The 13,140-nt window shown below is 72.8% G+C and carries 11 protein-coding genes; 5 read left to right on the top strand and 6 right to left on the bottom strand.

Features of this window, described 5'->3' with window-relative positions; translation table 11 throughout:
* The first annotated feature begins 73 nt into the window (after window positions 1-73).
* Genes ACZ4YY_RS30935 through ACZ4YY_RS30925 form a run of 3 tightly spaced genes read left to right on the top strand, consistent with a single transcriptional unit; the run spans window position 74 to window position 3,170 of the window.
* The gene (locus ACZ4YY_RS30935) at window positions 74-1,393 is read left to right on the top strand and encodes an ABC transporter substrate-binding protein (protein WP_468297847.1); all 1,320 of its coding nucleotides are present in this window, start codon (window positions 74-76) and stop codon (window positions 1,391-1,393) included.
* Window positions 1,393-2,343, top strand: a complete 951-nt coding sequence (locus ACZ4YY_RS30930; protein ID WP_468297844.1) for a carbohydrate ABC transporter permease — start codon at window positions 1,393-1,395, stop codon at window positions 2,341-2,343. The genes ACZ4YY_RS30935 and ACZ4YY_RS30930 overlap by 1 nt, the downstream gene beginning before the upstream one ends.
* Window positions 2,340-3,170, top strand: a complete 831-nt coding sequence (locus ACZ4YY_RS30925) for a carbohydrate ABC transporter permease (RefSeq protein WP_468297841.1) — start codon at window positions 2,340-2,342, stop codon at window positions 3,168-3,170. Before ACZ4YY_RS30930 ends, ACZ4YY_RS30925 begins: the two co-directional genes overlap by 4 nt.
* A 25-nt stretch (window positions 3,171-3,195) precedes the next feature.
* Here the strand turns inward: ACZ4YY_RS30925 and ACZ4YY_RS30920 are convergent, their stop codons facing one another.
* The 3 genes from ACZ4YY_RS30920 to ACZ4YY_RS30910 form a co-directional block, all read right to left on the bottom strand.
* Window positions 3,196-4,485 (bottom strand): HRDC domain-containing protein, encoded by a 1,290-nt coding sequence (locus ACZ4YY_RS30920; RefSeq protein ID WP_468297838.1) that lies wholly within the window; start codon window positions 4,483-4,485, stop codon window positions 3,196-3,198.
* A gap of 157 nt (window positions 4,486-4,642) precedes the next feature.
* Complete coding sequence (locus tag ACZ4YY_RS30915; RefSeq protein WP_003993737.1) at window positions 4,643-5,305, bottom strand: response regulator transcription factor; 663 nt, start codon at window positions 5,303-5,305, stop codon at window positions 4,643-4,645.
* A 279-nt stretch (window positions 5,306-5,584) separates the two neighbouring features.
* Window positions 5,585-6,262 (bottom strand): DUF3000 domain-containing protein, encoded by a 678-nt coding sequence (locus ACZ4YY_RS30910; protein ID WP_468297835.1) that lies wholly within the window; start codon window positions 6,260-6,262, stop codon window positions 5,585-5,587.
* Window positions 6,263-6,358: 96 nt separating this feature from the next.
* Between ACZ4YY_RS30910 and hemE the strand changes: the two genes are divergently transcribed.
* Window positions 6,359-7,426: a uroporphyrinogen decarboxylase gene (gene hemE, locus ACZ4YY_RS30905; RefSeq protein ID WP_468297832.1), complete on the top strand. Its 1,068-nt coding sequence runs from the start codon at window positions 6,359-6,361 to the stop codon at window positions 7,424-7,426.
* 136 nt (window positions 7,427-7,562) lie between these two features.
* On the opposite strand, the gene ACZ4YY_RS30900 is transcribed toward hemE, so the two are convergent.
* Window positions 7,563-7,781 (bottom strand): acyl-CoA carboxylase epsilon subunit, encoded by a 219-nt coding sequence (locus ACZ4YY_RS30900; protein ID WP_468297829.1) that lies wholly within the window; start codon window positions 7,779-7,781, stop codon window positions 7,563-7,565.
* Window positions 7,778-9,499, bottom strand: a complete 1,722-nt coding sequence (locus ACZ4YY_RS30895) for an acyl-CoA carboxylase subunit beta (RefSeq protein ID WP_468297826.1) — start codon at window positions 9,497-9,499, stop codon at window positions 7,778-7,780. Before ACZ4YY_RS30895 ends, ACZ4YY_RS30900 begins: the two co-directional genes overlap by 4 nt.
* A gap of 96 nt (window positions 9,500-9,595) precedes the next feature.
* Here ACZ4YY_RS30895 and ACZ4YY_RS30890 point away from each other — a divergent pair, with 96 nt between their 5' ends.
* Window positions 9,596-10,648 carry an acyltransferase domain-containing protein gene (locus tag ACZ4YY_RS30890; RefSeq protein ID WP_468297823.1) on the top strand — a complete coding sequence of 351 codons (1,053 nt, stop codon included), beginning with the start codon at window positions 9,596-9,598 and terminating at the stop codon, window positions 10,646-10,648.
* Here the strand turns inward: ACZ4YY_RS30890 and ACZ4YY_RS30885 are convergent.
* Complete coding sequence (locus ACZ4YY_RS30885; protein WP_468297820.1) at window positions 10,609-13,137, bottom strand: multicopper oxidase domain-containing protein; 2,529 nt, start codon at window positions 13,135-13,137, stop codon at window positions 10,609-10,611. The genes ACZ4YY_RS30890 and ACZ4YY_RS30885 overlap by 40 nt on opposite strands.
* Window positions 13,138-13,140: the final 3 nt, after the last annotated feature.

Genomic DNA, 13,140 nt, shown 5'->3' with positions numbered 1-13,140 from the left:
AGAGTGCCGAACCAGCCAACCCGTACGTGCCGCACCACCCCGCAAGTGCTCGTCCGTCCCGAGAACGGAGCTGATGCACGTGAACCGCCGTACACTCCTCGCCCTGGCCACCGGCGCCGCCCTGCTGCTCCCCGGCTGCACCGGCACCGCGAGCTCCTCCAAGGGAGCCGACGCACAGGCGCCGGACGACCCCTCCAAGGTCAGCGGATCCATCACGGTCCTGACCGTGCGCACCGACCTGGTGCAGGACGGCACGATGAAGAAGTACGCCGCCGAGTTCAACAAGACGTACCCCAAGGTGAAGGTCGAGTTCCAGGCGCTCACCAACTACGAGTCCGAGATCAAGATCCGGATGAACACGGAGGACTACGGCGACGTCCTGCTGATCCCGGCCGTCATCGAGAAGAACGACTACCCCAAGTTCTTCGCGTCCCTCGGCACCGTGGCCGAACGCGGCAAGAAGTACCGCTTCACCGACTACACCACCGTCGACGGCAAGGTGTACGGCCAGAGCCCCAACGGCGTGATGCCCGGCTTCCTCTACAACAAGAGAGTCTGGAAGGAGGCCGGCGTCACCGACTGGCCCGCCACGCCGGCCGAGTTCCTCGCCGACCTCAAGGCGATCAAGGCGAAGACGGACGCCATCCCCTACTACACCAACTTCGCCGCCCAGTGGCCCCTGAGCTCCTGGACCGGCGTCAACGGCTCGGTCCACTGCGACCCGCAGGCCACCACGAAGCTCGCCGAGGGCGACCCCTGGGCGCCGGGCGCCGACCTGCGCGTCGGCGACACGCTGCTGTACGACATCGTCCGGCAGGGCCTCGCCGAGAAGGACCCGACGACCAGCAACTGGGAGGAGTCCAAGCCCCGGACGGCCAAGGGCGAGATCGCCACGCAGTGGCTCGGCACCTGGGCGATCGTCCAGTTCCAGGACGCGGCGAAGAAGGCCGGCGTGAACCCGGACGACATCGGCTTCATGCCCTTCCCGGCCCGGACGGGCGGAAAGCACTGCTCGACCATCGGCCCCGACTACCACCAGGCCGTCAACATCCACTCGAAGAACAAGGCCGCGGCCCGCGCCTGGCTCGACTGGTTCACCGACAAGTCCGGCTACGACCGGGACAACCTGGCCATCTCCCCGCTCAAGGACGCGCCGATGCCCGACGTGCTGAAGCCGTACGAGGAGGCGGGCGTGAAGCTGATCGAGCTGGACGACTCGGCGGGCGCCGAGGTCAAGCGGATCGACAACGAGTCCGAGGTCGGCATCAACAAGCCCGAGTACCGGCAGGACCTCGTCGATCTCGCGCGCGGGGCGAAGAAGGGCAGCCTCGACGACTTCCTGGCCGGCCTCGGCAGGAAGTGGGCCGGCGCGCAGAAGAACGCGGGCTCCTGATGACGGACACCACCGAGAAGGCGGACGTCGGGGCCGGAGCACCGGCCCCGGCGTCCGCCGCCCCCCGGCGGGCCCCGCGACGCACCCGCACCTGGCGGCTGGTCACGCCCTGGCTGTTCCTCCTCGTGCCCCTCGCCCTGCTCGTCACCTTCACCTACGCGCCGATCGCCAACATGATCGCGTACAGCGTCACCGACTGGGACGGCGTGAGCCCCGAGCTGCACTACACGGGCGCCGAGAACTACGTGGAGATCTTCACCCGCGAGGAGCTCTTCCAGGTGTTCTTCGTGAGCGGCTACTACCTGGCCGCCTCCGCCGTCCAGATCGTCGCCGCCCTGTACTTCGCCACGGTGCTCAGCTTCAAGGTGCGCTTCCGGAACTTCTTCAAGGGCGTGATCTTCTTCCCGTCCCTCATCAACGGCGTGGCGATCGGCTTCGTCTTCCTCTACTTCTTCCAGGACGGCGGCACCCTCGACACGGTCCTCGGCGTCTTCGGGTACCACCCCGACCACGCCTGGCTGGGCACACCGGTCTCCGCGAACACCTCCCTGGCGGGGGTGTCGGTCTGGCGCCACCTCGGAATGAACTTCGTCCTGTTCCTCGGTGCGATCCAGTCCATCCCGGGGGAGCTGTACGAGGCCTCCGCCCTGGACGGCGCGAACCGCTGGCGGCAGTTCCGCCACATCATCCTGCCGGGCATCAAGCCGGTGCTGACCCTGACCGTGATCCTGTCGGTCTCCGGTTCCCTCTCGGCCTTCGAGATCCCGTACATCATGACCGGCGGGGCGACCGGCACCGAGACGTTCGTGATCCAGACCGTGAAGCTGGCCTTCCAGTTCAACAAGACGGGGCTCGCCTCGGCGGCGGCCGTGGTCCTGCTGCTGATCATCCTGGCGGTGACCTGGGTGCAGCGCCGCCTCGTCCCCGACGACAGGGTGGACCTCGTATGACACGCCGCGCCGTTGCCCGCACCCTCGTGTACCTGTCGCTTCTCCTCGTGGCGGTCGTCGTCCTGCTCCCGCTCGGAGTCGTCCTCCTGACGTCCCTCAAGAGCGAGAACGAGACGGCGAGCGACGGCGGGGCCCTCTCGCTGCCGCGCAACCCGCTCAACTTCGACAACTACGTGACCGCGTTCCAGGACGGCGGGATGCTCACCGCCTTCGGCAACACCGCCTTCATCCTGCTGATCTCCGTCGGCGGTACGGTCCTCATCGGCTCGATGACCGCCTACGCGATCGACCGCTTCACCTTCCGCTTCCGGAAACTGGTCGTCGCGCTGTTCCTGGTCGCGGCGCTGGTCCCCGGGGTGACCACCCAGGTCGCCACCTTCCAGATCGTCCACAGCGTGGGCCTGTTCGACACCCGCTGGGCGCCGATCGCGCTCTACCTGGGCACGGACATCGTGTCGATCTACATCTTCCTGCAGTTCATCCGCTCGATCCCCGTCTCCCTGGACGAGGCGGCCCGCCTGGACGGCGCCAACGCGTTCACCGTCTACCGCCGGATCATCTTCCCGCTGCTGAAGCCGGCGATCGCCACGGTCGTGATCGTGAAGGGGATCGCCGTCTACAACGACTTCTACACGCCCTTCCTCTACATGCCCTCGCAGGATCTTGGCGTGATCTCGACGTCCCTGTTCCGCTTCAAGGGCCCCTACGCCGCCCACTGGGAGACGATCTCGGCAGGAGCGGTGCTGGTGATCCTGCCGACCCTGATCGTCTTCCTGGCCCTGCAGAAGTACATCTACAACGGGTTCATGCAAGGCGCGTCCAGGTGAGGGGCCCCCGGGGGCGGAGCACCCCCTAGGCGTCCTTGCCGGACAGCGCCTCTACCAGCACCGGCACGACCTGCTCCACCTGCCAGGGACGGGCGCCCAGCCCCACCAGCACGGCCGCGACGGACTCCCCGTCGAACGGGTTGGGCGGCTCCCAGCACACCCGCCGGACCGTGTCCGGGGCGATGAGGTTCTCCTGGGGCATGCCGAGCCGCTCGGCCAGCGCCGACACCGCGGCCCGCGCGGCGGACAGCCGCGCGGCCGCCACCGGATCCTTGTCGGCCCACGCCCGCGGCGGCGGCGGGCCGGTGACCGGCTGCCCCGGCAGGGGGAGCTGCGCCTCGGCCAGTGCCTTCGCCCGGTCGACGGCCGCCTGCCACTGTTCCAGCTGACGCCGGCCCATCCGGTGCCCGAAGCCGTTCAGCGCGGCGAGCGCGTGCACGTTGGCCGGGACGGCGAGCGCGGCCTCCACGATGGCCGCGTCCGACAGCACCTTGCCCGGCGACACGTCCCGCCGCTGGGCGATCCGGTCCCGGGTCTGCCACAGCTCGCGCACCACGCCGAGCTGCCGGCGCCGGCGCACCTTGTGCATGCCGGACGTGCGGCGCCAGGGGTCCTTGCGGGGCTCGGGCGGCGGGGCGGACGCGATCGCGTCGAACTCCTGGTACGCCCACTCCAGCTTGCCCTGCCGGTCCAGCTCCTTCTCCAGCGCGTCGCGCAGGTCGACGAGGAGTTCGACGTCGAGGGCGGCGTAGCGCAGCCAGGGCTCGGGCAGCGGCCGCGTCGACCAGTCGACGGCGGAGTGGCCCTTCTCCAGGACGAAGCCCAGGACACCCTCCACCATCGCGCCGAGGCCGACCCGCGGGAAACCGGCGAGCCGTCCGGCCAGCTCGGTGTCGAACAGCCGCGTCGGCACCATGCCTATCTCCCGCAGGCAGGGCAGGTCCTGGGTGGCGGCGTGCAGCACCCACTCGACGCCGGACAGCGCCTCGCCCAGGGCGGAGAGGTCGGGGCAGGCGACGGGGTCGATCAGGGCGGTGCCGGCGCCCTCGCGGCGCAGCTGCACCAGGTAGGCGCGCTGACCGTAGCGGTAGCCGGAGGCCCGCTCGGCGTCCACGGCGACGGGGCCGGAGCCGGCGGCGAACGCGGCGATCGTCTCGGCGAGGCGGGCCTCGTCGGCGATCACCTCGGGAATGCCCTCGCGCGGTTCGAGAAGAGGTGTCGGCGCCTCGGAAGCCGTGGATCCGTCGTCTTCCGGAGGGGCGCCCCCGGTGGTTCGCAGTGAACTGGCTGCTGCGGTTTCTTGGGCGTCGGTCACCTGTCAAGGGTATCCGTGTATTGACGTCGCCCGCCGACGGAACGTTCCGTCGACGGGCGTCACAGCGTCGTGAACCGGTCAGGTGGGGGCGGGACGGCGGCGGAGGGGTGGCGCGGCGGGTCGTGGGCGGGGTGTTCGGCTCTCGGGTGGGGGGTGGTCAGTGGATGATGCCGGTCCGCAGGGCGACGGCGACCATGCCGGCGCGGTCGCCGGTGCCGAGCTTGCGGGCGATGCGGGCGAGGTGGCTCTTGACGGTCAGTGCGGACAGGCCCATCGAGACGCCGATGGCCTTGTTCGACTGGCCCTCGGCGACCAGCCGCAGTACCTCCACCTCGCGGCCGGACAGCTCGCGGTAGCCGCCCGGGTGGCTCGGGGCACCCGGGGGGCGGCGGTGCAGGCGGGCGGCGGCCGCGCCGATGGGGGCGGCACCGGGCCGGGTGGGGAGCCCGACGTTGGTGCGGGTGCCGGTGACGACGTAACCCTTGACGCCGCCGGCGAGTGCGTTGCGTACGGCGCCGATGTCGTCGGCGGCGGAGAGGGCGAGGCCGTTGGGCCAGCCCGCGGCGCGGGTCTCGGACAGCAGGGTGAGACCGGAGCCGTCGGGTAGGTGGACGTCGGCGACGCAGATGTCGCGGGGGTTGCCGATGCGGGGACGAGCCTCCGCGATGGACGAGGCCTCGATGACATCGCGCACACCGAGCGCCCACAGATGGCGGGTGACGGTGGAGCGGACGCGTGGGTCGGCCACGACCACCATGGCGGTGGGCTTGTTCGGGCGGTAGGCGACCAGGCTTGCGGGCTGCTCGAGGAGAACGGACACCAGGCCTCCTGGGTTGCGGGACGGGGCCGGCTCGCGGGGTCGAAGCCGGGACGAACCGTGCTTTCAAGGTCACAGTCGTCTTCGGCACCGAACCCGGCGTTCTTTAGAAAATGATCACGATCTAGTGAGTAACAATACGTGCAATTCGGACACGCTATCGATCATCCGAAGATCGAGTCGGTTTGAGTCAGTGTCCAACGAGATCGAAAGTGGCCGTATCGACAAAGAGATGGTCAATGTGAGCGCGTCGAGGCATGGGAAAGGGAGGAGCGGGGAACATCAGCGCGACTGCGGACCCCGGCGCTGCGGGAGCGTCACCACCGACGCGTCGCCCGGACCGGCCGGCGGCAGTCCCGCCACCTGGGCCAGCAGATCGCACCAGGCCGCCAGGTGCGCGCCCGCGTCCGGGGCACCGCCGAGGCCCTCCCGGGGCGTCCACGAGGCGCGGATCTCGATCTGCGAGGTGGCCGGCCGCTCCGACAGCCCGCCGAAGTAGTGCGACCCCGCGCGCGTTACGGTCCCGCTCGGCTCACCGTAGGTCAGCCCGCGCGCCTGAAGCGCACCCGTCAGCCAGGACCAGCACACGTCCGGCAGCAGCGGGTCCACCGCCATCTCGGGCTCCAGCTCCGCCCGCACCAGGGTCACCAGCCGGAACGTGCCGCGCCAGGCGTCGTGCCCGGCCGGGTCGTGCAGCAGCACCAGCCGGCCGTCGGCCAGGTCCTGGTCGCCGTCGACGACCGTGGCCTCCAGCGCGTACGCGAACGGGGCGAGCCGCCGCGGGGCCGGTGTCGGCTCCACCTCGATCTGCGGCCGCAGCCGGGCCGCCCGCAGCGCTTCGACCGCGGCCCGGAAGGGCAACGGCAACGACCCGCCGTCCTGCCGGTCCCCCTCCCCGGTGTCCTTCTCGTCGTCCATTCCGCCCGTGCCGTCCGACAGTCGTCCCTGAGCCGCAGCCATGCGGGGAAGATTAAGGGGAATCGGGCCTGCGCGCAGGGCAAGACACCCGCCGGGGCGCCACCGGGTGGCCCCGCGGGCCGTGCGAGACTTGCCGTCGTGAGCGTGAACGAGAGCCCCGCGGGCCGGCAGCCGACAGCGACGTACGACAGCCCCTTCCTGAAGGCGTGCAGGCGTGAACCCGTACCGCACACGCCCGTGTGGTTCATGCGGCAGGCCGGACGCTCGCTGCCGGAGTACCGCAAGGTCCGCGAGGGCATCCCGATGCTCGAGTCCTGCATGCGGCCCGAACTGGTCACCGAGATCACCCTCCAGCCGGTGCGCCGGCACGGCGTGGACGCGGCGATCTTCTTCAGCGACATCGTCGTCCCGCTCAAGGCCATCGGTATCGACCTCGACATCAAGCCCGGCGTGGGCCCGGTCGTCGAGCGTCCGATCCGCACCCGCGCCGACCTCGCCCGGCTCCGTGACCTCACGCCCGAGGACGTCTCCTATGTCACCGAGGCCATCGGCCTGCTGACGCGCGAACTGGGCTCCACGCCCCTCATCGGCTTCGCCGGCGCGCCGTTCACCCTCGCGAGCTACCTCGTCGAGGGCGGCCCGTCCCGCACGTACGAGAACGCCAAGGCGATGATGTACGGCGACCCGCAGTTGTGGGCCGACCTCCTCGACCGCCTCGCGGAGATCACCGCCGGCTTCCTCACGGTGCAGATCGAGGCGGGCGCCTCCGCCGTGCAGCTCTTCGACTCCTGGGCCGGCGCCCTCGCCCCGGCCGACTACCGCCGCTCGGTGATGCCCGCCTCCGCGAAGGTCTTCGACGCCGTCGCCGGGTACGGCGTCCCGCGCATCCACTTCGGCGTCGGCACCGGCGAGCTGCTGACACTGATGGGTGAGGCCGGCGCGGACGTCGTCGGCGTCGACTGGCGCGTCCCGCTCGACGAGGCCGCCCGCCGCGTCGGCCCCGGCAAGGCGCTCCAGGGCAACCTCGACCCGACGGTCCTGTTCGCCAACCGGGAGGCCGTCGAGACGAAGACCCGCGAGGTGCTGGACGCGGCCGCCGCCCTGGAGGGCCACGTCTTCAACCTCGGCCACGGCGTCATGCCCTCCACCGACCCGGACGCCCTCACCCGCCTGGTGGAGTACGTCCACACGCAGACGGCCCGCTGACCCTCGGAGCCCGGCACGCCCTCTCGCCGCACCGGCCGAAAGCCCGAGCAGGTCTCCGGTACGAGCGCTTCCGTCCGGCACACCGAGAGCACGCACCGGACACCGCGGGCACCGCACAGGACTTTCGCGACACCCCCTAGACGTCCCGCCAGGCCGGAGGGCGGCGGGCGGTCCAGGAGGGGTCCGGGACCGTGAGCGGGGCGGCCGGGCGCGACCAGGGGGCCGGCCGCGGGGACGGCGGACCTGCGGCCCGCGCGGCGTCCCGCGCGGCCAGCGCGCGCAGGACCAGGACCACGACGGCGAGTTCCTCCGCGGTCGGAGCACCGCGGACGACCCCCACGGCGGGGCCGCTCACTGGGGCTGGTTCCCGTGCTTGCGAGCCGGCAGCGGCGCGTGCTTCGCGCGGAGCATCGCCAGCGCTCCGATCAGCCGGGCCCGCGTCTCGGCCGGATCGATCACACTGTCGACGAGTCCGCGCTCGGCCGCGTAGTAGGGGTGCATCAGCTCGGCGCGGTACTCCTCGACCAGCCGGGCACGGGTCGCCTCCGGATCGGCGGCCGCCGCGATCTCGCGGCGGAAGACGACGTTCGCCGCCCCCTCCGCCCCCATCACCGCGATCTCGTTGCCCGGCCAGGCCAGGGAGAGGTCGGTGCCGATGGAACGCGAGTCCATCACGATGTACGCGCCGCCGTAGGCCTTGCGCAGGATCAGCTGGACGCGCGGCACGGTGGCGTTGCAGTAGGCGTACAGGAGCTTCGCGCCGTGCCGGATGATGCCGCCGTGCTCCTGGTCGACGCCGGGCAGGAAGCCGGGGACGTCGACGAGGGTGACGAGCGGGATGTTGAACGCGTCGCAGGTCTGGACGAAGCGCGCGGCCTTCTCGGAGGCGTGGATGTCCAGCACCCCCGCGAAGGACGCGGGCTGGTTGGCGACGATGCCCACCGCCTGCCCGTCCAGCCGCGCCAGCGCGCACACGACGTTGGCCGCCCAGCCCTCCTGGACCTCGAAGAAGTCGCCGTCGTCGACGACCTCGCCGATCACCGCCCGCATGTCGTACGCGCGCCCGGGGTCCGCCGGGACCAGGTCGAGCAGCGCCTCGTTGCGGCGGTCGGGCGGGTCGGACGTGGGCAGCGGCGGGGGCACCTCACGGTTGTTGGACGGCAGCAACGACAGCAGGTGGCGCACGTCCTCCAAGCACGCGGGTTCGTCGTCGTAGGCGAAGTGGGCCACGCCGGAGAGCGAGGCGTGGGTGTCGGCGCCGCCCAGCACCTCATGTGTGACGACCTCGCCGGTGACCGCCTGGACGACGTCGGGTCCGGTGATGAACATCTGCGCGGTGCCGCGCACCATGAACACGAAGTCGGTCAGCGCCGGCGAGTAGGCGGCACCACCGGCGCACGGCCCGAGGACCACACTGATCTGCGGCACCACCCCCGAGTTGCGCACGTTGCGGGTGAAGATGCCGCCGTAGCCGGCGAGAGCGGTGACCCCTTCCTGGATCCGCGCCCCCGCGCCGTCGCACAGGCCGACGATCGGCGCGCCCGCGCTCTCGGCCAGGTCCATCAGTTTGTGGATCTTCTGCGCGTGGGCCTCGCCGAGGGCTCCGCCGAAGATGCGGAAGTCGTGGGCGTACGCGAACACCGTGCGGCCGTCGACCCGCCCCCAGCCCGTGATGACGCCGTCGGTGTGGGGCCGGCGCTCCTCGAGGCCGAAGCCGGTGGCGCGGTGCCGGCGCAGCTCCTCGGTCTCGGTGAACGTGCCCTCGTCGAAGAGGAGTGCGAGCCGTTCGCGAGCCGTCAGCTTTCCCTTCGCGTGCTGGGCCTCGGTCGCCCGCTCGGAGGGGCCGCGCCGCACGGCCGCGTGCAGCGCTGCGAGCTCCGCGACGCGGTCGCGCAGATGACCGTCCCGGGGGGCCGCGGCGCCGTCCGGGACGGGGACGGCGGCGCGGTCGGGGAGGGGGACGGTGGTGTCGTCGGGGACGGGGACGGTGGTGCCGTCCCGGACGGCGGTGGCGGTGCCCGCCGGGGTGCGGGTGGTCACCGACGCCGGGGACGTTTCGTCGACAACGCTCATGGACGGCAGCGTGCGCCCGGCCGCTCAAGGCGGACTCGACGGCTTCTGCGAGAGCCGGTGGAGGGCGGCTCGATCCGGCCGGTCCAGCCTGTCGCCATGACTCCCCTTCAGCGCCGCTCCGTCGTCCTGATGTTCCCGGGGACCGGAGCGCAACACCAGCAGATGGCGGCCGGGCTCTACCGGAACGAACCCGTCTTCACCGAAGCCGTCGACTCCGTCCTGGACCGGCTCGGCGCGGACGGCGAGGCGGCCAGGGCCGACTGGCTCGCCGAGCGGCCCGCCGTCGCGATGGAGTCCGATGTCCGTTCCGCACCGCTGCTGTTCGCCGTGGACTACGCGATGGGGCGGCTGGTGGAGAGCTGGGGGGTGCGCCCGGCGGCCTATGTCGGGCACAGCATGGGCGAGTTCGCCGCCGCCGTGCTCGCGGGGGTGTTCCGGCTCGACGACGCCGTCCGGCTGCTGTGGGAGCGGGTCCGGTTGCAGCGGACGACACCGGTGGGCGGGATGCTCGCCGTCGCGGCGGCACCCGGCGAACTGGCCGGCTGTCTGACGGACGGTGTCGTGGTGGGCGCGGTGAACGCGCCCCGGCACACGGTGCTCTCCGGTCCGGAGGCGGCCCTCGGGGCCGTGGCACGGCGACTGACGGCGGACGGCCGGACCTTCCGGCGGCTCGCCACCCGCACCCCGTACCACAGCCCGGCGCTGGCACCGCTGGTGGCCCAGACCGAGGTGCTGCTGCGCGGCATGCGTCTCGCGCCGCCCCGCACGCCGCTGTACTCCGCCTACACCACCCGGCCGTTGAGCGCGCGCGAGGCGGTCGACGTCGGTTTCTGGGCCGGACAGCCGACCGCCCCGGTGCTGTTCTGGAGGACGCTGGAGCGGGTGTTCGCCGACGGCGACCGGCTGCTCGTCGAGACGGGACCGGCGCAGAGCCTCGCGGTCCTCGCCCGCGGCCACGAGTCCGTGCGCTCGGGCCGCAGCGCCGTGCTCGCCACGCTGCCTCCCCGGGCGAGGGGACCCGAGGAGGACCGGCGCGCGGTGCGCGCGGCGCGCGAGCGGCTGTCGGCGTGGACGCGAGGCCCGGCGGACGGCGAGACGCCGGGGACGGATCACTCCGGCAGGTTGCCGGTGGAGCTGCCCGCCTCGTAGGGGGTTCGCACGCCGTCGTAGGCCAGGTGCAGGACCATGCCGTCGCGGGCGTGGTCGAGGTTGTGGCAGTGATCCATCCACAGCCCCGGGTTGTCGGCGCGGAACGCGACCTCGAACCGCTCGCCGGGAGCGACGTTCAGTGTGTCGGTCCACCAGGGGCTGCCGGTCGTCTCTCGCCCGTTGCGGGACAGGACCAGCATGCGGTGGCCGTGCAGGTGCATGGGATGGTCGTCGAGGCTGCGGTTGACGAAGGTGACGCGGACCCGGTCGCCGTCCCGGACGAGCAGGGCGGGGATGTGGGGGTGGACGGCGTTGTTGACGGTCCACAGCACCATGGGCCGGCCGTCGTAGAAGCCGAAGCTGTTGCCGAGGACCAGGTGGAAGTCCCGGTCGTAGCGGGTGCCGGGGCCGATGTCGGCGGCGGCGGTGCCGGCCGTGGGCGAGCCGTAGTCCAAGGGGTCGAACAGCGGGCCCGTGGCGGCGGGCGGCGGCTGAGCCGTACCGGTGGGGTCGAGCAGCAGGGACGCCGTCTCGGGCCGGCCCGCTCCGTAGGCGCCGTCCTCGCCGCAGCCCTCGAAGCCGTGGCTGGCGGAGGAGGCGTTGGCGTCGCCGACGACGGTCAGGTGCACCGGTCCGTCCGGCTGGCGGAACGTCACGTCGTAGCGGCCCCCGCCCGCGACGCGCAGCCGGGCGCCGCGCAGTTCGGTGGGCCCCGACACCTCGTTGCCGTCGATCGCCGCGACCCGGAAGGCGGTTCCGGCCAGCGAGTACGTGCGCGGGCAGTTGTCGGCGTTGACGAGCCGGAGCCGGACCGGGGTGCCGGCCGGGACCCTCTCGTGCCGCAGCCGGGTGTCGTCGCCGAACGCGGTGCGCAGCAGGCCGCCGGCCCCGTTGCGCCCGCTGAGCGCGCCCCCGCCGCCGCGCGGCGGACCGGTTCGGCCCGCGGCGCCCTCGACGCTCCACGCGTGCGCGACGACCGTACGGTCCACGCCCGCCGGGCGCCCCGTCGGCTCCTCCACGATCAGCGCGCCGAAGAGGCCGCGCGCCACCGCCGTGCTGGACTGCTGATGCGCGTGGTACCAGAAGGTGCCCGCGCGCGGCGCCCGGAACCGGTACACATGGCGCTCCCCGGGGCGCACGGCGTTCTGGGTGACACCGGCCACGCCGTCCTCGGCGGCGGGCACGTCGACGCCGTGCCAGTGCACGGTGACCCCGGCGCGGACGTTCGTGTTGACCAGGACGACCTCGACCAACTCGCCCCGGCGAACGCGCAGTTCGGGGCCGGGCAGCTGTCCGTCGAAGGCGAGGGCGGCCACCTTCTCGCCCGACGCGAGGCGCAGCGTGCGCTCGGCGGCGGTGAGCGTGAAGCGCCGGTCGGGCGTGCCCGTCCGGGGGCCGGTGAGGCCGGTCAGGTCACGTGCCGGGACCTGACCGGGCCCCGGGCCGCCGCCGGTGTCGTACGCGTGCTCGTGGTGGGCCTGGCCCAGGTGCCCCGGCAGCCGGCTCCGCTCGGCGGCGACGGACCAGCACCCGGCGCACAGCACCCCGAGGGCGGTCACCGTGGCCGTCGAGCGCAGCAGGCGCCGCGCCCGTGTCGGCCGCCGCCAGCCGGGCCGCCCCACGGTCGCGCGCCACCGCTGCTGCCACAGCACGAGCCCGGCGGCGGCCAGCAGGAGCAGGACCAGTTCCAGCACGAAGAGCCCGGCGTACGGCGGGGCCGGAGGGTGCAGGGTGAGCGCGGCCCCGGCGAGCGCGGCCAGGTAGCAGACCCGCACGGGCACCACCAGCCGGCCGTCCGCGGCGACCGCCCGCAATTCGTCGGGAACGCCCTGCTCGGTGACGGGAGCCACCTGGTCGTCGGGGGCCGCCCGCCCGGTGGGTGACGCTTGCCCGGCGGTGGCTGCTTGCCCGGTGGGGGTCGCCCCTTGCCCGGTGGGGGTCTCCGGCCCGGCGGGAACCTCCTGCCGTCCCGGACGCGCCCACGGGCCGCCCTCGCCGTCGGCGCTGCTCACGGTCCGCAGGTCGCCCTCGCCGTCGGCGCTGCCCACGGTCCGCAGGCCGTCCGCGCCGCCCGAGGCCCGGGCGGGGGCCGGCCGCGGTCGGCTTCCCGCGGCCACCGGGACGGGTGAGGGCCGATGCGGGGCCGCTGCCGGCGTCGGCACCTGCGTGCGGGACAGGCGCCGGTACGCCGGTACCGACACGGCGGCGACCGCCGCCCCCGCCACGGCCATGGGCACGGCCGCGAAGAGGAGGAAGTCGGCGGCGGCCGGCCCGCCCGCCGTGACCGCGAGGGCGACGGCCAGCGCCACCCGTAGCACCAGCACCAGCAGGCAGACGGACAGGAGGGCCAGACCCAGGCGGGTCCGGCGGCGCAGGGAACGGACCGTCGGGCGGGTCGCCAGGCGACGGGCACCGCGGGCCGCGAACCCCCAGAAGACGGCCGCCAGCACGGCCCACAGCAGATTCTGTTCGAAGAGGATCTCCACCATGCG

It is taken from the genome of Streptomyces sp. NPDC030143, assembly GCF_055573695.1.
The sequence above is the reverse complement of the archived record's forward strand: the minus strand, read 5'-3'. Positions and strand labels throughout refer to the sequence as shown.

Bases quoted from the DNA above. Each gene is read 5' to 3' on its own strand.
- ACZ4YY_RS30935 (WP_468297847.1), top strand. From the start codon at position 74: ATGCACGTGAACCGCCGTACACTCCTCGCCCTGGCCACCGGCGCCGCC.
- ACZ4YY_RS30930 (WP_468297844.1), top strand. From the start codon at position 1,393: ATGACGGACACCACCGAGAAGGCGGACGTCGGGGCCGGAGCACCGGCC.
- ACZ4YY_RS30925 (WP_468297841.1), top strand. From the start codon at position 2,340: ATGACACGCCGCGCCGTTGCCCGCACCCTCGTGTACCTGTCGCTTCTC.
- ACZ4YY_RS30910 (WP_468297835.1), bottom strand. From the start codon at position 6,262: ATGGCTGCGGCTCAGGGACGACTGTCGGACGGCACGGGCGGAATGGAC.
- ACZ4YY_RS30895 (WP_468297826.1), bottom strand. From the start codon at position 9,499: ATGAGCGTTGTCGACGAAACGTCCCCGGCGTCGGTGACCACCCGCACC.
- ACZ4YY_RS30890 (WP_468297823.1), top strand. From the start codon at position 9,596: ATGACTCCCCTTCAGCGCCGCTCCGTCGTCCTGATGTTCCCGGGGACC.
- ACZ4YY_RS30885 (WP_468297820.1), bottom strand. From the start codon at position 13,137: ATGGTGGAGATCCTCTTCGAACAGAATCTGCTGTGGGCCGTGCTGGCG.